The following is a 14,240-nucleotide window of genomic DNA, read 5'->3' on the forward strand; positions in this document are numbered from 1 at the left end:
GTGAGGGGATGATCCGGTTCGAGCAGGTGACCAAGCGCTACCCGGACGGCACGACCGCCGTGGACGGCCTCTCCTTCGAGGTCGCCGAGGGCGAGCTGGTCACGCTCGTCGGCCCGTCCGGCTGCGGCAAGACGACCACCATGATGATGGTGAACCGCCTTGTCGAACCGACATCGGGCCGCATCTACGTGGACGGTGAGGACATCGCCGGGGTCGACCCGGTGAAGCTGCGGCGCCGCATCGGCTACGTCATCCAGCAGGTCGGCCTCTTCCCGCACCGCACCGTCCTCGACAACACGGCGACCGTACCGGCCCTCGTCGGCTGGAAGCGGGCCAGGGCGCGGGAGCGTGCGGCCGAACTCCTCGACCTGGTGGGGCTCGACCCCAAGATCTACGGCCCGCGCTACCCCGAACAGCTCTCCGGCGGTCAGCGGCAGCGGGTCGGCGTGGCCCGTGCCCTCGCCGCCGACCCGCCGGTGCTCCTGATGGACGAACCGTTCGGCGCCGTGGACCCGGTGGTGCGGGAGCGGCTCCAGAACGAGTTCCTGAACCTCCAGCGCACCGTGCGCAAGACCGTCCTCATGGTCACGCACGACATCGAGGAGGCCGTGCGGCTCGGTGACCGTGTCGCGGTGTACGGGCAGGGCCGCATCGAGCAGTTCGACACGCCGGGAACCGTCCTCGGCACGCCCGCGACACCGTACGTGGCCGAGTTCGTGGGCGCCGACCGGGGCCTGAAGCGGCTCTCGGTGACCGAGATCGAGGCCGACGACCTGGAGCAGCCGCCCGTCGCCCGCCTGGACGAGTCCGCCGCGCGGGCCGCCGCCCAACTGCGCGGGGACGACGCCCGCTGGGCGATGGTCCTGAACGCCGACGGCGATCTGCACGGCTGGGTCGGCGTCGACGAGGTGGCGCTCGCCGGAGCGGACGCCACCGTCGGCGACCTGGCCCACCGCATGAACGCGTGGGTGCCCGTCGGCACTCCCCTGAAGCAGGCGTTCGGCGTGATGCTCCAGCACGACGCGGGCTGGGTCGCCGTCGTGGACGGCGCCCGCTTCGTCGGCGTCCTGACCCCGGCGAAGCTCCACGAGGCACTGCGGCGGTCGGTGGACGCGGATGCCCACGGTGTGGGGCGCGGGGATGTGGAGTTCGATTCGGTGGCCGACGCGTAGCGCCTTCCGGCACGGGACACCCCTGCGTCAGAGCAGGCCCTTGTCCCGCAAGTACGTCGTCGCCACGTCCTTCGGCAGTCTGCGCCAACTGTCCACCTGGCGGTTCAGGTCGGCCAGGTCCTCGGTGGTGAGGACGGTGTTGAGACGGGACAGGGCGTGGGCGACGCCCTTGCTGCCCGCGTGGGAGCGGTTGACCACGGGGACGATGTGGTCGGCGTTCTGGAGGTGCTTGTCGTCGGCGAGGAGGACCAGGTCGAACTCGTCGAGGGTGGCGTCGGTCGTGGTGGTGAGGACCATCTGGTCCTGGCCGCTCTGCACGGCCTTCTTGGCCTGCGTGGTGCCGACGCCCTTGGGGTCGACGCCGGTGACGTCGATGCCGTACACCTTCTTCAGGCCGGGTTCGCAGTAGGGCCGCTGCACGCACTCGTCGCCCGCGGCGAGCCGTACCCTCTGGTTGGACCTGCCGAGGTCGCTGAGGGTCTTCAGGCGGTGCTCGCGCGCGTAGGAGGCGGCGACGGCGAACGCGTTCTGGTCCACGGCGCGGCCCGCGTCGAGGACGGTGAGGCCGCGCGGCGCGGCGAGGTCGCGCAGGGCCCTCATGGTGGCGGCGAGGTCGGGTGAGCCGACGGGCTTCGCGTCGGCGCCGTTGGCCTTGGCGTTGAGCCAGTCGGCGAAGGTCGCCGCGTACTCCGGGACTACGTCGATCTGCCCCGACTCCAGGGCGGGTTCGTAGAGCTCGCGGTTGGCGACGGTCAGGATCTCGGTGCCGTAGCCCGCCTTGTCCAGGAGCAGGGCGTACATCTGCGCCAGCAGGTCGCTCTCGGTGAAGCCCGCGGAGCCCACGACCAGGTGTTCGCTGTCGCCGGGCGGCGCGGTGACCTCGCCCCGGTTCTCCAGGGACGGACCCGAGCCGCACCCGGCGGCGAGCAGGGCGAGGGCAGCGGCGAGCATGCCGTACCGGGCGCGCCGGGCCCGCCGTTCGCGCCGAGCGCCGTGTCGTCGGGTGCGCACCCCGCTCACCCCTTTCCGTTCCGGCGGGCCCGCCCGGGCGCGAACCGCTCCGCGATCTCGAACAGGCCCTCCACGAGCAGCGCGAACACCGCCACGAGCACCGCGCCCGCCACCACCTGCGGTGTGCTGGCCAGGTTGAAGCCCGCCGTGATGATCCGGCCGAGGCCACCGCCGCCCGCGAGTGCCGCGATGGTCGCGGTGGCGACGAGCTGGACGGCGGCGAGCCGCACCCCGCTCATGATCAGGGGCAGTGCGAGCGGCGCCTCGACCCGCCACAGGAGCTGCGGCCCCGTCATGCCCATGCCGCGCGCGGCCTGTACGACGCTGCGGTCGACGCCGCGCATCCCCACGTACGCGTTGGTGAGCAGCGGCGGCACGGCGAACAGGACGAGGGCGACGACGGTGGGGCCCTCGCCCCACCTCCCGAGGGGGGTGAGGAGCAGGAGCACGAGCACCGCGAAGGTCGGTACGGCGCGGCCGACGTTGGAGATGTTCACCGCGAGCGCGCCGCCCCTGCCGAGGTGGCCGAGGACCAGCGCGACGGGCAGCGCGACGAGGCAGGCGATGAGCAGGCACACGACGGTGAGGACGAGGTGCTGGGTGAGCCGCTGCCAGATGCCGCCGTCGCCCGCCCAGTGCGCGGAGTCGGCGAGCCAGTCCCAGGCGTCGGCGAGGGTCTTCATGAGCGGGCCGCCCCGCTGTGGGTGTTCATGAGCGGGCCGCCCTCGTCCAGGGCGTGAGCAGGCGTTGCACGCCGAGCAGCAGCAGGTCGGCGAGGACGGCGACGAGCACGCACAGCACGGAGGCGGTGAGGACCTGGGCCTTGAAGTAGGTGTTCATGCCGGAGTAGATGAGGTTGCCGAGTCCACCGAAGCCGACGATCGCGCCGACGGTGGCCAGCGAGACGGCCGAGACGGTGGCGATGCGCAGGCCCGCCATGGCCGCGGGCAGGGCGAGCGGCAGCTCGACGGTCAGGAGCAGCCTGATCGGGCCGTAGCCCAAGCCGCGGGCGGCCTGCCGGGTCTCCTCGGGCACGGCGCGAAGGCCCGCGAGGATGTTGCGGACGAGCAGCGTCAGCGAGTACAGCACGAGGCCCGCGACGACCAGCGTCGACGACAGGCCGTAGACCGGGAGCAGCAGCGAGTACATCGCGAGTGAGGGGATCGTGTACAGGACCGTGGTGAGGGCGAGGACGGGCCCCGCCGCGAGGCTCCAGCGGCGGGCGAGCACGGCGAGGGGCAGGGCGATCGCGAGGGCGAGGACCACGGAGAGCGCGGTCAGCTCCAGGTGTTGCAGCACGGCGTCGACGAGGATGTCGCGGCGGGTGCTCAGATATTTGCCGCAGATCCACTCGTTGCGCGCGAGGCAGTCGTCCGGAGGCGCGGTCACCCGTCCATTCCAGCGGGCCCGGCGGGGGGCGGCACGCGGTGGTGGCCCGTACGGGGTCGCTTCCCCCGCCCGGACCCTCCGCCCGGCGGGGGCATGCCTCTGTCGCCGGGGCGCGCTCCCCTTGCCGCGGGGGCGCACTCCCCGTGTCGCCGGGGTGCAGGCCCCCTGTCGCCGGGGCGGGTGCCCGGCCTATGATCCGGTCCGGCCTCGTCCTGGGAGGACTGTTGACCGTCGGACCCGCGACCGCCGAGACCGTCTACGAGCCCGTCCCCTACTGGGCCAAGGTTCCGCACGGGGTGTGGCTGAAGGAGGCCACCTCCGTCGCCGTCGACTCCGAGGACCGCGTCCACGTCTTCAACCGGGGCAACATGCCGGTCGTGGTCTTCGACCGTGACGGGCACCTCGTCGACATGTGGGGCAACGACACCCCGTTCGCGGGCACGGAACTGTTCGAGGACCCGTACGGGAACCTGACGCCCCGCTGGAAGGGCTGCCGTTTCCAGCGCGCCCACGCCATCACCGTCGACCACGAGGACCACCTCTGGCTCGTGGACGACATCGGCAACCGCGTCACCAAGACCGACCGCCAGGGGAACACCCTCCTCACGCTCGGCACCGGCCGCCCGTCCGGCTTCCAGAGCGGCGAACCCTTCAACCGCCCCACCGACGTGGCGATATCACCCCGCACCGGCGATGTCTTCGTGACCGACGGCTACGGCAACTCCCGCGTCCACCGCTACGACGCCGAGGGCCGGCGCCTCGGGTCCTGGGGCGAACCGGGCAGCGCCGAGGGCCGGTTCAGCCTGCCGCACGGCATCGCGCTGTTCGGCGACGACGCGGTGATCGTCTGCGACCGCGAGAACCACCGGGTGCAGGTGTTCTCCCTGGACGGCGCCTTCCGCACGTCCTGGCACGTCCACAAGGCCGTCGCCGTGTGCGCGGGCCGCGGTGCGGACACCAACGTGTACGTCGCCGAACAGGGGCCGCCGCCGGTGCAGTACGGCGTGCCGGGCCTCGGCCACAAGATCCAGATCTATGACCTCACGGGCCGCCGTGTCACCGGGTTCGGCGCCGACCTGCCGGGCGAGGAGCCGGACCGGTTCAACTGGCTGCACAGCGTCGCCGTCGACTCCGAGGGCAGTGTCTACGCCGCCGAGGTCTCCTACGTCGAGGTCGGCAGCAAGCTGACGCCGCCGCGCGAGCTGGTGAGCCTGCGCAAGTGGCGCCGCGTGCGGGGCTGAGGCGTGGCGCAGCGTGGGGCTGACGCAGGGCGCCGCGTGCGGAGCTGACGCAGGGCGCCGCCTGCGGGGCTGACGTACGCAGCCGATCCCCGTGACGTTCAGCCGTCCCCCCTGTCCGCAAAAGCGACGCAAGCCTTGCGCTAATCTTGCACGCATGACGCGACGACTTGCTCAAGTGGCCAAGAAGGTCGGGGTCAGCGAGGCCACGGTCAGCCGGGTGCTCAACAACAAGCCCGGCGTCTCGGAGGCCACCCGGCAGGCGGTCCTGTCCGCCCTCGACGTGCTCGGCTACGAGCGGCCCACCCAGTTGCGCGGGGAGCGCGCCCGCCTGGTGGGCCTCGTCCTGCCGGAGCTACAGAACCCGATCTTCCCCGCGTTCGCCGAGGTCATCGGCGGCTCCCTCGCCCAGCAGGGCCTCACCCCCGTGTTGTGCACGCAGACGAAGGGCGGTGTCTCCGAGGCGGACTACGTGGACCTGCTGCTCCAGCAGCAGGTGTCGGGCGTGGTCTTCGCCGGCGGCCTCTACGCCCAGGCCGACGCGCCCCACCACCACTACAAGCAGCTCGCCGCGCGCAACATCCCGGTGGTCCTGGTGAACGCGGCCATCGAGGACCTCGGCTTCCCCGCGGTCTCGTGCGACGACACCGTGGCCGTCGAGCAGGCCTGGCGCCATCTCGTCTCGCTCGGCCACGAACGCATCGGCCTGGTGCTCGGCCCCGCCGACCACATGCCCTCGCAGCGCAAGCTGGCCGCGGCCCGCGCCCTCACCGAGGCGGCGGGCGGGCGGCTCGCGGAGGAGCGCGTCGCGCGGGCGATGTTCTCCCTGGAGGGCGGCCAGGCCGCGGCGAACAGGCTCATCGAGTCCGGGGTCACGGGCATCGTCTGCGCCAGCGACCCGCTCGCGCTCGGCGCCGTCCGCGCGGCCCGCAGGCGCGGCCTCGACGTACCGCGGGACGTGTCGGTGGTCGGCTTCGACGACTCGGCGTTCATGAACTGCACCGAGCCGCCGCTGACCACGGTCCGCCAGCCCATCGAGGCGATGGGCCGGGCCGCGGTGGAGCTGCTTTCGCTGGGGATCGCGGGCAGTTCCGTACCGCCGGAGGAATTGCTCTTCGAGCCGGAACTGGTGGTGCGCGGCTCGACGGCTCAGGCGGTGCGCCCCTAGGGACTAGCGGCTTCGGAAGCCGCCTGGCCGCACGCAGGAGCTTTCCCCGCGCGCGTCTCGGCATGTCATCGCCGAGCGATGTCTCGTCGTGCACTGCCTCTCCACTGTCAAATAATTACGAGTTCTGCTCGATATATTGCGCTCCTGTGTGCGCGGTGCTTGAGTGAGCGCCGCCGCACAGCGCACCGCTGTGGGCTCCCCGCTCCCGCTGCCCAGTCCGCGCGCCCGCCCGCACGGGTGGTGGCGCCGCCCAAAAGGGGTCCACCGATGACACGCTCCGGGACACGCCGTCCCCGCACCCACCGACGTCACACGGCGGCACTCGCTTCCGCGCTCGCCCTCGCCACCCTCGCCGCCTGCGGCACCAGCAGCAGTGACGACGGCTCAGGCGGCGGCGACGCCGTGGACACGGCTCAGGCGGCCGCACCCCTCGACCCGAAGACCAAGGTCACGCTGACCATCGACTGCATGCCGCCGGCCACCGAGAAGGCCGAGCTCAAGCAGTGGAAGGAAGACGTCGAGAAGTTCAACGAGAAGTATCCGAACGTCACGATCGAGGGCAAGCAGACCGACCCCTGTCTGGAGCCGCCCCGGTTCACGGCGATGCTCAAGGCCGAGTCGCAGCCGGACGTCTTCTACACCTACTTCACCGACCTCCAGCAGGTGCTCGACAACGACGGCGCCACCGACATCAGCGCGTACGTCAACGACAGGACGGTGCCCGCGCTCAAGGACATGGACCCCGACGTCCTGGACGTCCTGAAGCAGGACGGCAAGCTCTACGGCCTGCCCTACAGCAACTACACGATGGGCCTCCTGATCAACCGCCCGCTGTTCGAGAAGGCCGGTCTCGACCCCGACAAGCCGCCCACCACCTGGCCCCAGGTGCGCGCGGCGGCGAAGAGGATCGCGGCGCTCGGCGACGGCACCGCCGGGTTCGGCGAGTACAGCGCGGGCAACAACGGCGGCTGGCACTTCACCGCCACCACCTACGGCCTCGGCGGCGACATCGTCGACGAGGGCGGCAGCAAGGCCGCGTTCGACGACGCCACCGGCAAGCGCATCCTCGACAACCTCAAGGCGATGCGCTGGGACGACGACAGCATGGGCAAGACCCAGCTCCTGAAGTGGGGCGACCTGCAGAAGCAGATGGCGTCGGGCAAGCTCGGCATGTTCCTCGCCGCGCCCGACGACATCACGTACATGGTGCAGAACCTCGGCGCGAAGTACGAGGACTACGGCATGGCCCCGATCCCCGGGCAGCGGGCCACGCTCTTCGGCGGCAACGACTACATGATCAAGAAGGGCATCTCGCCCGACAAGGTCAAGGCCGCGATCGCCTGGATCAACTTCAAGTTCCTCACCCCCGGCAAGGGTCAGTTCGACTGGGCCCGCACCAAGGCGGACGGCCTGCCCGTCGGCCTGCCCCAGCCCAACTTCTGGACCGGCGCCACCAAGACGGCCCACGACAGGGCGCGCGCCGCCAACTCGACCATGCCCGTCGCGAACTTCAAGGCCTTCACCGACAATCGCGTCCAGGGCAAGCCCGAGCCGCCCAAGGCGCAGGAGATCTACAAGGTCCTCGACACCGTCATGTCGGCCGTCCTCACCAACAAGAACGCCGACACCGGCCAACTGCTCGACACCGCCGAGCGGCAGGTCGACCAGATCCTGGCGAACCAGTAGGGGGCACCGTGTCGGCCCCCACCCTGTCGAAGCGGCAGCCGCCACCCCCCGCCCCGGACGCCGGCGCGCCGCGCATCCCGCGGGACCGTGCCGCCTTCCGGCAGGCACTCAAGCGCAACCTCACCGCCCACGGCTTCCTGATCGGCGCCGTGCTCTGCTTCTCCCTCTTCTCCTGGTACCCGATGGTCAGGGAGTTCTTCCTGGCCTTCGAGAAGCGCGAGAACGGCCGGACCGTCTGGGCCGGTTGGTCGAATTTCACGTACATCTTCAACGACCCCGCGTTCTGGCAGGCCTGGCGCAACACCCTGCTGTTCACCGGGCTCGCGCTGCTCCTCGGCTTCGTCGTGCCGTTCGTGGTGGCCCTGGTCCTCAACGAGTTCCGGCACGGCAGGGGCTATCTGCGGCTCCTGGTGTATCTGCCGGTGATGCTGCCGCCGGTCGCGTCGGTGCTGCTCTTCAAGTACTTCTACGACCCCGGGTACGGCCTGTTCAACCGCGCGCTCGGCGCGGTGGGCCTGCCGGAGCAGCAGTGGCTTCAGTCCACCGACACCGCGATGCTGTCCGTGGTGATCGCCGCGACCTGGATGAACATGGGCGGCGCGACCCTGATCTATCTGGCCGCGCTCCAGGGCATCCCCGGTGAGCTGTACGAGGCCGCCGAACTCGACGGCGCGGGGATCCTCCGCAAGATCTGGCACGTCACCGTCCCGCAGACCCGGCTCGTGCTCTCGCTGATGCTGCTCATGCAGATCATCGCGACGATGCAGGTCTTCGTGGAGCCGTTCCTGCTCACCGGCGGCGCGGGCCCCGAGGGCGCGACCCTGACCGTCGTCCAGCTCATCTACCAGTACGCGTTCACCTTCAACAACTACGGCAGCGCGGCCGCGCTCGGCCTGGTGCTGCTCGTCCTGCTCGCCGGGTTCTCGGCGGCGTACGTCCGGCTCAGCCGCGCGAGCGAGGAGTGAGGGAGCCCCCGATGACGACGCGCACACTGATCTCCCCCGCCCAGCTCGCCCGGCCGCGCGGCAAGTTCCTGTACTGGAGCGCCTTCGCCCTGGTCCTTGCGGTCTTCACCCTGGTCTTCGTCGGACCGCTCTACTGGATGGTCACCAGCGGCCTCAAGTCGCCCCAGGAGTTCGCGCGGACCCCGCCCACGCTGGTCCCCGAGAACGCCCACCCCGGCAACTACGCCGACGCCTGGGGCGTGCTCGACCTCGCCAAGCTCCTCGGCAACACCCTGTACTACGCGCTCGGGGCGCTCGCCTTCCAGTTGGTCCTCGACGTGGCCGCCGCCTACTCCCTGTCGAAGCTGCGGCCCGCCCTCGGCAAGCTGATCCTCGGCGCGATGCTGCTGACCCTCATGATCCCGGCGGCCGTCCTCGTCGTACCGCAGTACCTGACGGTTCTCGACGTGCCGATCATCGAGCGGAACCTCGTCAACTCGCCCTGGGCGATCTGGCTCCCCTCGGTCACCAATGCCTTCAACATCTTTCTGCTCAAGCGGTTCTTCGACTCGATCCCGCGCGAACTGCTCGACGCCGCCGCCATCGACGGGGCCTCGCCGCTGCGCACCCTGCGCTCGGTGGTCCTGCCGATCTCCCGGCCGATCCTCGGCGTCGTGTCGATCTTCGCGGTGGTCGGGGTGTGGAAGGACTTCCTCTGGCCCATGCTCACCCTGCCCGACCCGGGCAAGCAGACCATCAACGTCGGGATCTACTCGCTCGCCGCGAGCGTCACCGAGAACTGGCTGCTTGCCGCCCTCGTCATCGCATCCCTGCCGACCCTGGCGATCTTCCTGGTCTGCCAGCGCCACATCATGAGCGGCCTCACGGCGGGCAGCCTCAAGGGCTGACGTCGCCGACGCCATCGACGGACTCCGCCCGGCACTACAGCACCCGAAAGGACCTCTCACCGTGGCAGTCACGCGACCGACCACCCCCGGCTCCGACTGGTGGCGCTCCGCCGTCATCTACCAGGTGTACGTACGCAGCTTCGCCGACGGCGACGGCGACGGCACCGGAGATCTGGCGGGGGTGCGCGCCAAGCTGCCGTATCTGGCCGAACTCGGCGTCGACGCCCTGTGGTTCAACCCCTGGTACCTCTCGCCGATGGTCGACGGCGGCTACGACGTGGCCGACTACCGCGTGCTCGACCCCGCGTTCGGCACCGTCGCCGAGGCCGAGAAGCTCATCGCGGAGGCCCGCGCGCTCGGGCTTCGCACCATCGTCGACATCGTCCCGAACCACGTCTCCGACCAGCACGTCTGGTTCCGGGCGGCGCTCGCCGCGGGCCCCGGGAGCCCCGAGCGCGAGCTGTTCCACTTCCGGCCGGGTCGCGGTGCGGACGGTGAACTGCCTCCCAACGACTGGCCCTCGCAGTTCGCCGCGTCCGCCTCCACCTGGACCCGGGTGCCGGACGGCGAGTGGTACCTGCACCTGTTCGCGCCCGAGCAGCCCGACCTCAACTGGGCGCACCCCGCGGTCCGCCAGGAGCACGAGGACGTGCTGCGGTACTGGCTCGATCGCGGGGTCGCGGGCGTACGCGTCGATTCCGCGGCCCTGCCCGCCAAGGATCCCGCGCTGCCTGACTTCGTCGAGGGCCGCGACCCCCATCCCTTCCTCGACCGGGACGAGCTGCACGACATCTACCGCTCCTGGCGGGCCGTCGCGGACGAGTACGGCGCGATCTTCGTGGGCGAGGTGTGGCTGCCGGACTCCGAGCGCTTCGCCCGCTATCTGCGCCCCGACGAGTTGCACACCGCCTTCAACCTGTCCTTCCTGAGCTGCCCCTGGGACGCGGCCGGGCTGCGGACGTCCGTCGAGGAGACCCTCGCCGAGCACGCCCCGGTCGGCGCGCCCGCGACCTGGGTCCTGTGCAATCACGACGTCACCCGCACGGTCACCCGCTACGGCCGCGCCGACACCGGCTTCGACTTCGCGGCGAAGGCCTTCGGCACCCCCACCGACCTGGCGCTCGGCACCCGCAGGGCCCGCGCGGCGGCGCTGCTCTCGCTGGCCCTGCCGGGTTCGGTGTACGTCTACCAGGGCGAGGAGCTCGGCCTGCCGGAGCACGAGGTGCCGGTGGGCCGGATCCAGGACCCGATGCACTTCCGCTCCGGCGGCAGTGATCCGGGCCGCGACGGCTGCCGCGTTCCGCTGCCGTGGACGGCGGACGCACCGTACGCGGGCTTCGGTTCGGCGGTGGAGCCATGGCTTCCGCAGCCCGCCGACTGGTCCGCGTACGCGGCCGACCGGCAGTCCGCCGACGCCTCGTCGATGCTCGCCCTGTACCGAGAGGCGCTGCGGATCCGGCGGTCCGTGCCCGGCTTCGGTGACGGGCCGCTGACGTGGCTGCCCGCGCCCGACGGTGTGCTGTCGTTCGCCCGCGCCGACGGCCTCCTCTGCGTGGTCAATCTCGCTGCCGCGCCCTGTGCGCTGCCCGCCCGCACGAGCCTCCTGCTGGCCAGCGGTCCCCTGGACGACGAGGGGCAACTGCCGCGGGACACGGCGGTCTGGCTCCGGGTCTGACCGCCCTGGCCCGGGTCCTGGCCGTCGTGCGCTACTCCCGCTTCATCGACCAGTCGAGCGCCCGCACCGGCGAGGTGGCTGGGCAACCCCCTGGTGCGCACGGGCGCGATGAACTCTGCCCCTACCCACCGAACTCGGGCACCTTCACGCTCACCGACGGCGGCGGCAACCCCGCTCCCCCGTCCGCGGCCTGGGCCGCCAGAACCCGGACCCTCTCCGTCCAGGGCAGCCCCGACGGAGCTGGGCGAGTTGCTCGCGGCGCAGTCCGCGCGCCCTGCGCCGCCGCCCTTCGCGGTGTACGGCGCGAACGAACTGCCCTCGGAGCGGTTCGAGGCGGCGGCGTGCTCACCCGCCCGCGGCCACCAGCTTCTCGTACCCGACGAGGCGGACGCAGGTGGCCACCCCGCGGATGATCTGCTCGACCTCCGCCAGGTCCGAGTAGGTGGGGCTGACGCGGATGACGCTGTCCCGCGGGTCATTGCCGTACGGATGCGTGGCGCCCGCCGGGGTCAGGGCGATGCCTGCCTCCTTGGCGCGGCGCACCACCTCACCTGCGCAGCCGTCGGGGACGTTCAGGACGATGAAGTAGCCGCCCTTGGGCGTGGACCAGGTGGCGAGGCCGGTGCCGCCGAGCTCTTCGGCGAGTACGCGCAGCACCGCGTCGAACTTGGGGCGCAGCAGTTCGCGGTGGCGCCGCATGTGGGCGCGTACGCCGTCGGCGTCCCGCAGGAACAGGACGTGCCGGAGCTGGTTGACCTTGTCGGGGCCGATGGAGCGCTTGGCGCTGTGGCCGCGCAGCCAGGCGACGTTGGCGGGCGACGAGCCGAAGAAGGCGACGCCCGCACCACCGAAGGTGATCTTCGAGGTGGAGCCGAAGACGAAGGCCCGGTCGGGGTGGCCGGCCGCGGAGCACTCGGTGAGGATGTCACCGACCTCGGTCTCCTCGTCGGTGAGGTGGTGCACCGCGTAGGCGTTGTCCCAGAAGACGCGGAAGTCCGGCGCGGCGGTCGGCATGGTGGCGAGGGCGCGGACGACGGTGTCGCTGTACGTCGTGCCGTCGGGGTTGCTGTACTTGGGCACGCACCAGATCCCCTTGACGGCCGGGTCGGCGGCGGCGATGCGCGTCACCTCGGCCATGTCGGGGCCCTCGGCCGTCATCGGTACGGGGATCATGTCGATGCCGAAGCGCTCGCACAGCGAGAAGTGCCGGTCGTAGCCGGGCACCGGGCACAGGAACGCGATCCGGTCCTCGTCGGCCCAGCGGCGCGGCGCCCCGGGCACGGTGCCGAGGAGCGCGTGGACCAGGCAGTCGTGCATCAGCTCAAGGCTGGAGTTGCCGACGGCGATGAGCTGGTCGACCGGCACCTGGAGGAAGCCGCTGAACATCTCGCGCAGCTCGGGCAGCCCGTTCGGGGCGCCGTAGTTGCGGCAGTCGGTCCCGTCGGCGGCGGTGTGGCGGTCGCCCGGCAGGCGCAGCAGGTCGGCGGACAGGTCGAGTTGGCGGGCGGACGGCTTGCCGCGGGTCAGGTCGAGCGAGAGCCCCTGGTCCAGCAGATCGGCGTACGCACGCCGGGCCTCCTCCAGGCGTGCCACCGCCGGTCCTGTTCCGGCGGGTACCTGAGCGGAAGTCGTCATGGTGCCGTCCTTCGGGTGCGTCGTACGGGGCGGCCGGTGCCGCGCGGGCACCGGCCGTGTTCGAACCATGGTGGCGCCTGCCCCGTACCGGCGCGGGCATGTCCCAGAGGGTGGACACCCCGCATGGCGCTCCTCGTATCGATTGCGACTGTCACCACGACGCTAGAACATCCAGCTCACCGGACCATGCTGCTGCCCGGCTCACACTTCGTGGGGCGGGCGGTATCGGCGGCGAAGGGCCCCTCGGCGCCGAAGGCCGCTGCCGCGAAGCGCTCGCCCATGCGGAGGTGGGTGGCCGCGTCGGGGTGCAGGGCGTCGGGCAGCGGCAGTTCGGCGAAGTCGCTCTCGCCGTAGAGCACGCGGCCGTCGAGGTAGTGCACGTTCGGGTCCTGCTCCGCCCGCTGCCGGACGATACGGGCCAGCTCTTCGCGGATGACGGTCAGGGTCAGCTTCCCGCTCGCGCGCTCCGCGGGGTCGCCCGCGGCCGAGAAGCGCAGGCGGCCCTCGCTCGACGCGCTGAAGTCCGGTGCGCTGGGGCCCGGTGTGTCCTCGTGGATGGGGCACAGGATGGGCGACACGACGAGGAGCGGCGCGGTGGGGTGGCCCTCGCGGAGGGTGTCGAGGAAGCCGTGCACGGCCGGGGCGAAGGCACGCAGGCGCATCAGGTCCGCGTTGACCACGTTGATGCCCAGCTTGACGCTGATCAGGTCGGCGGGCGTGTCCCGCATGGCGCGCGCGGTGAAGGGGTCGAGCAAGGCGCTGCCGCCGAGGCCCAGGTTGACAAGCTCTACTCCGGCGAGCGCGGCGGCGCGTGCGGGCCAGGTGCCGGTGGGGGTCGCGGCGTCGGAGCCATGGCTGATCGAACTGCCGTGGTGCAGCCACACCTTGCGGCCGCGGTCCGGCACCGGTTCCACGGGGGCGTCGGCGCGCAGGGCGACCAGTTCGGTGGTCTCGTTGTGCGGCAGCCAGATCTCGACGTCCTTGGCACGGTCGGGCAGGCCGGTGAAGCGGACGGTGCCAGGCTCGCCGGGCGTGTGCTCCGCGGTGCCGGTGGTCATGTCGATGGTCAGCGTGTTGCCGCCGGTCACCTGGGCCCGCGCGGTCAGGGTTCCGTCGACGAGCAGGTCGTACACGCCGTCCGGGCGCGGCGGGGCACCGACGTAGACGCGCTTGGTGGGCAGCGTGTCCAGTTCGACGGTGGTGGCGCGGGTGCGCAGGGCCAGGCGGACGCCGGAGGGCTGGGACTCGGCCATGGCGAGTTGCGCGTCGGAGCACTGGGCGCGGGCCCGGGCGGGCAGCCGGTGCGGGAGCACGCCACGCGCGGTCCGCTCCAGTTCCAGGGCGCCGCGCAGGAGGTCGGCGGTGAGGGGTGTGGTGTGCATGGTGGCAACCTGTCGGTCGGGCTTCGGTACTC

The 14,240-nt window shown here is 71.6% G+C and carries 12 protein-coding genes; 7 read left to right on the plus strand and 5 right to left on the minus strand.

The genetic code is table 11. The features are described 5' to 3' along the window. Positions 1-8: 8 nt before the first annotated feature. On the plus strand, positions 9-1,172 hold the full coding sequence (locus IG78_RS0102810; RefSeq protein WP_030559459.1) for a betaine/proline/choline family ABC transporter ATP-binding protein: 1,164 nt from the start codon (positions 9-11) through the stop codon (positions 1,170-1,172). Between the two features lie 27 nt (positions 1,173-1,199). On the opposite strand, the gene IG78_RS0102815 is transcribed toward IG78_RS0102810, so the two are convergent. The 3 genes from IG78_RS0102815 to IG78_RS0102825 form a co-directional block, all read right to left on the minus strand. Further along, positions 1,200-2,123 carry an ABC transporter substrate-binding protein gene (locus IG78_RS0102815; protein ID WP_030559460.1) on the minus strand — a complete coding sequence of 308 codons (924 nt, stop codon included), beginning with the start codon at positions 2,121-2,123 and terminating at the stop codon, positions 1,200-1,202. Between the two features lie 65 nt (positions 2,124-2,188). Beyond that, a complete protein-coding gene (locus IG78_RS0102820; protein WP_030559461.1) occupies positions 2,189-2,866 on the minus strand; it encodes an ABC transporter permease in 678 nt (225 codons plus the stop codon). Positions 2,867-2,891: 25 nt separating this feature from the next. Next, positions 2,892-3,572 (minus strand): ABC transporter permease, encoded by a 681-nt coding sequence (locus tag IG78_RS0102825; protein ID WP_030559462.1) that lies wholly within the window; start codon positions 3,570-3,572, stop codon positions 2,892-2,894. Between the two features lie 224 nt (positions 3,573-3,796). On the opposite strand from IG78_RS0102825, the gene IG78_RS0102830 reads away from it, so the two are divergent. From IG78_RS0102830 to IG78_RS0102855, 6 genes are all read left to right on the plus strand, one after another. Continuing rightward, complete coding sequence (locus IG78_RS0102830; RefSeq protein ID WP_030559464.1) at positions 3,797-4,813, plus strand: peptidyl-alpha-hydroxyglycine alpha-amidating lyase family protein; 1,017 nt, start codon at positions 3,797-3,799, stop codon at positions 4,811-4,813. A gap of 154 nt (positions 4,814-4,967) precedes the next feature. Beyond that, entirely contained in the window at positions 4,968-5,978 is a 1,011-nt protein-coding gene (locus IG78_RS0102835; protein ID WP_030559465.1) for a LacI family DNA-binding transcriptional regulator, read from the plus strand. 267 nt (positions 5,979-6,245) lie between these two features. Continuing rightward, positions 6,246-7,664 (plus strand): extracellular solute-binding protein, encoded by a 1,419-nt coding sequence (locus IG78_RS0102840; protein ID WP_030559467.1) that lies wholly within the window; start codon positions 6,246-6,248, stop codon positions 7,662-7,664. An 8-nt stretch (positions 7,665-7,672) separates the two neighbouring features. Continuing rightward, the gene (locus IG78_RS0102845) at positions 7,673-8,629 is read left to right on the plus strand and encodes a carbohydrate ABC transporter permease (protein WP_030559468.1); all 957 of its coding nucleotides are present in this window, start codon (positions 7,673-7,675) and stop codon (positions 8,627-8,629) included. A gap of 11 nt (positions 8,630-8,640) precedes the next feature. Further along, entirely contained in the window at positions 8,641-9,516 is an 876-nt protein-coding gene (locus IG78_RS0102850; protein WP_030559469.1) for a carbohydrate ABC transporter permease, read from the plus strand. Between the two features lie 61 nt (positions 9,517-9,577). Further along, positions 9,578-11,191 (plus strand): glycoside hydrolase family 13 protein, encoded by a 1,614-nt coding sequence (locus IG78_RS0102855; RefSeq protein WP_030559471.1) that lies wholly within the window; start codon positions 9,578-9,580, stop codon positions 11,189-11,191. A gap of 345 nt (positions 11,192-11,536) precedes the next feature. Here IG78_RS0102855 and IG78_RS0102860 read toward each other — a convergent pair whose 3' ends face one another. Together IG78_RS0102860 and IG78_RS0102865 are read right to left on the minus strand one after the other, a co-directional pair. Continuing rightward, entirely contained in the window at positions 11,537-12,826 is a 1,290-nt protein-coding gene (locus IG78_RS0102860) for an aspartate aminotransferase type Ic (RefSeq protein ID WP_030559472.1), read from the minus strand. 176 nt (positions 12,827-13,002) lie between these two features. Continuing rightward, on the minus strand, positions 13,003-14,208 hold the full coding sequence (locus IG78_RS0102865) for a GDSL-type esterase/lipase family protein (protein WP_051852319.1): 1,206 nt from the start codon (positions 14,206-14,208) through the stop codon (positions 13,003-13,005). Positions 14,209-14,240: the final 32 nt, after the last annotated feature.

This window comes from Streptomyces aureocirculatus (assembly GCF_000720475.1).
GTDB classification, from domain to species: domain Bacteria; phylum Actinomycetota; class Actinomycetes; order Streptomycetales; family Streptomycetaceae; genus Streptomyces; species Streptomyces aureocirculatus.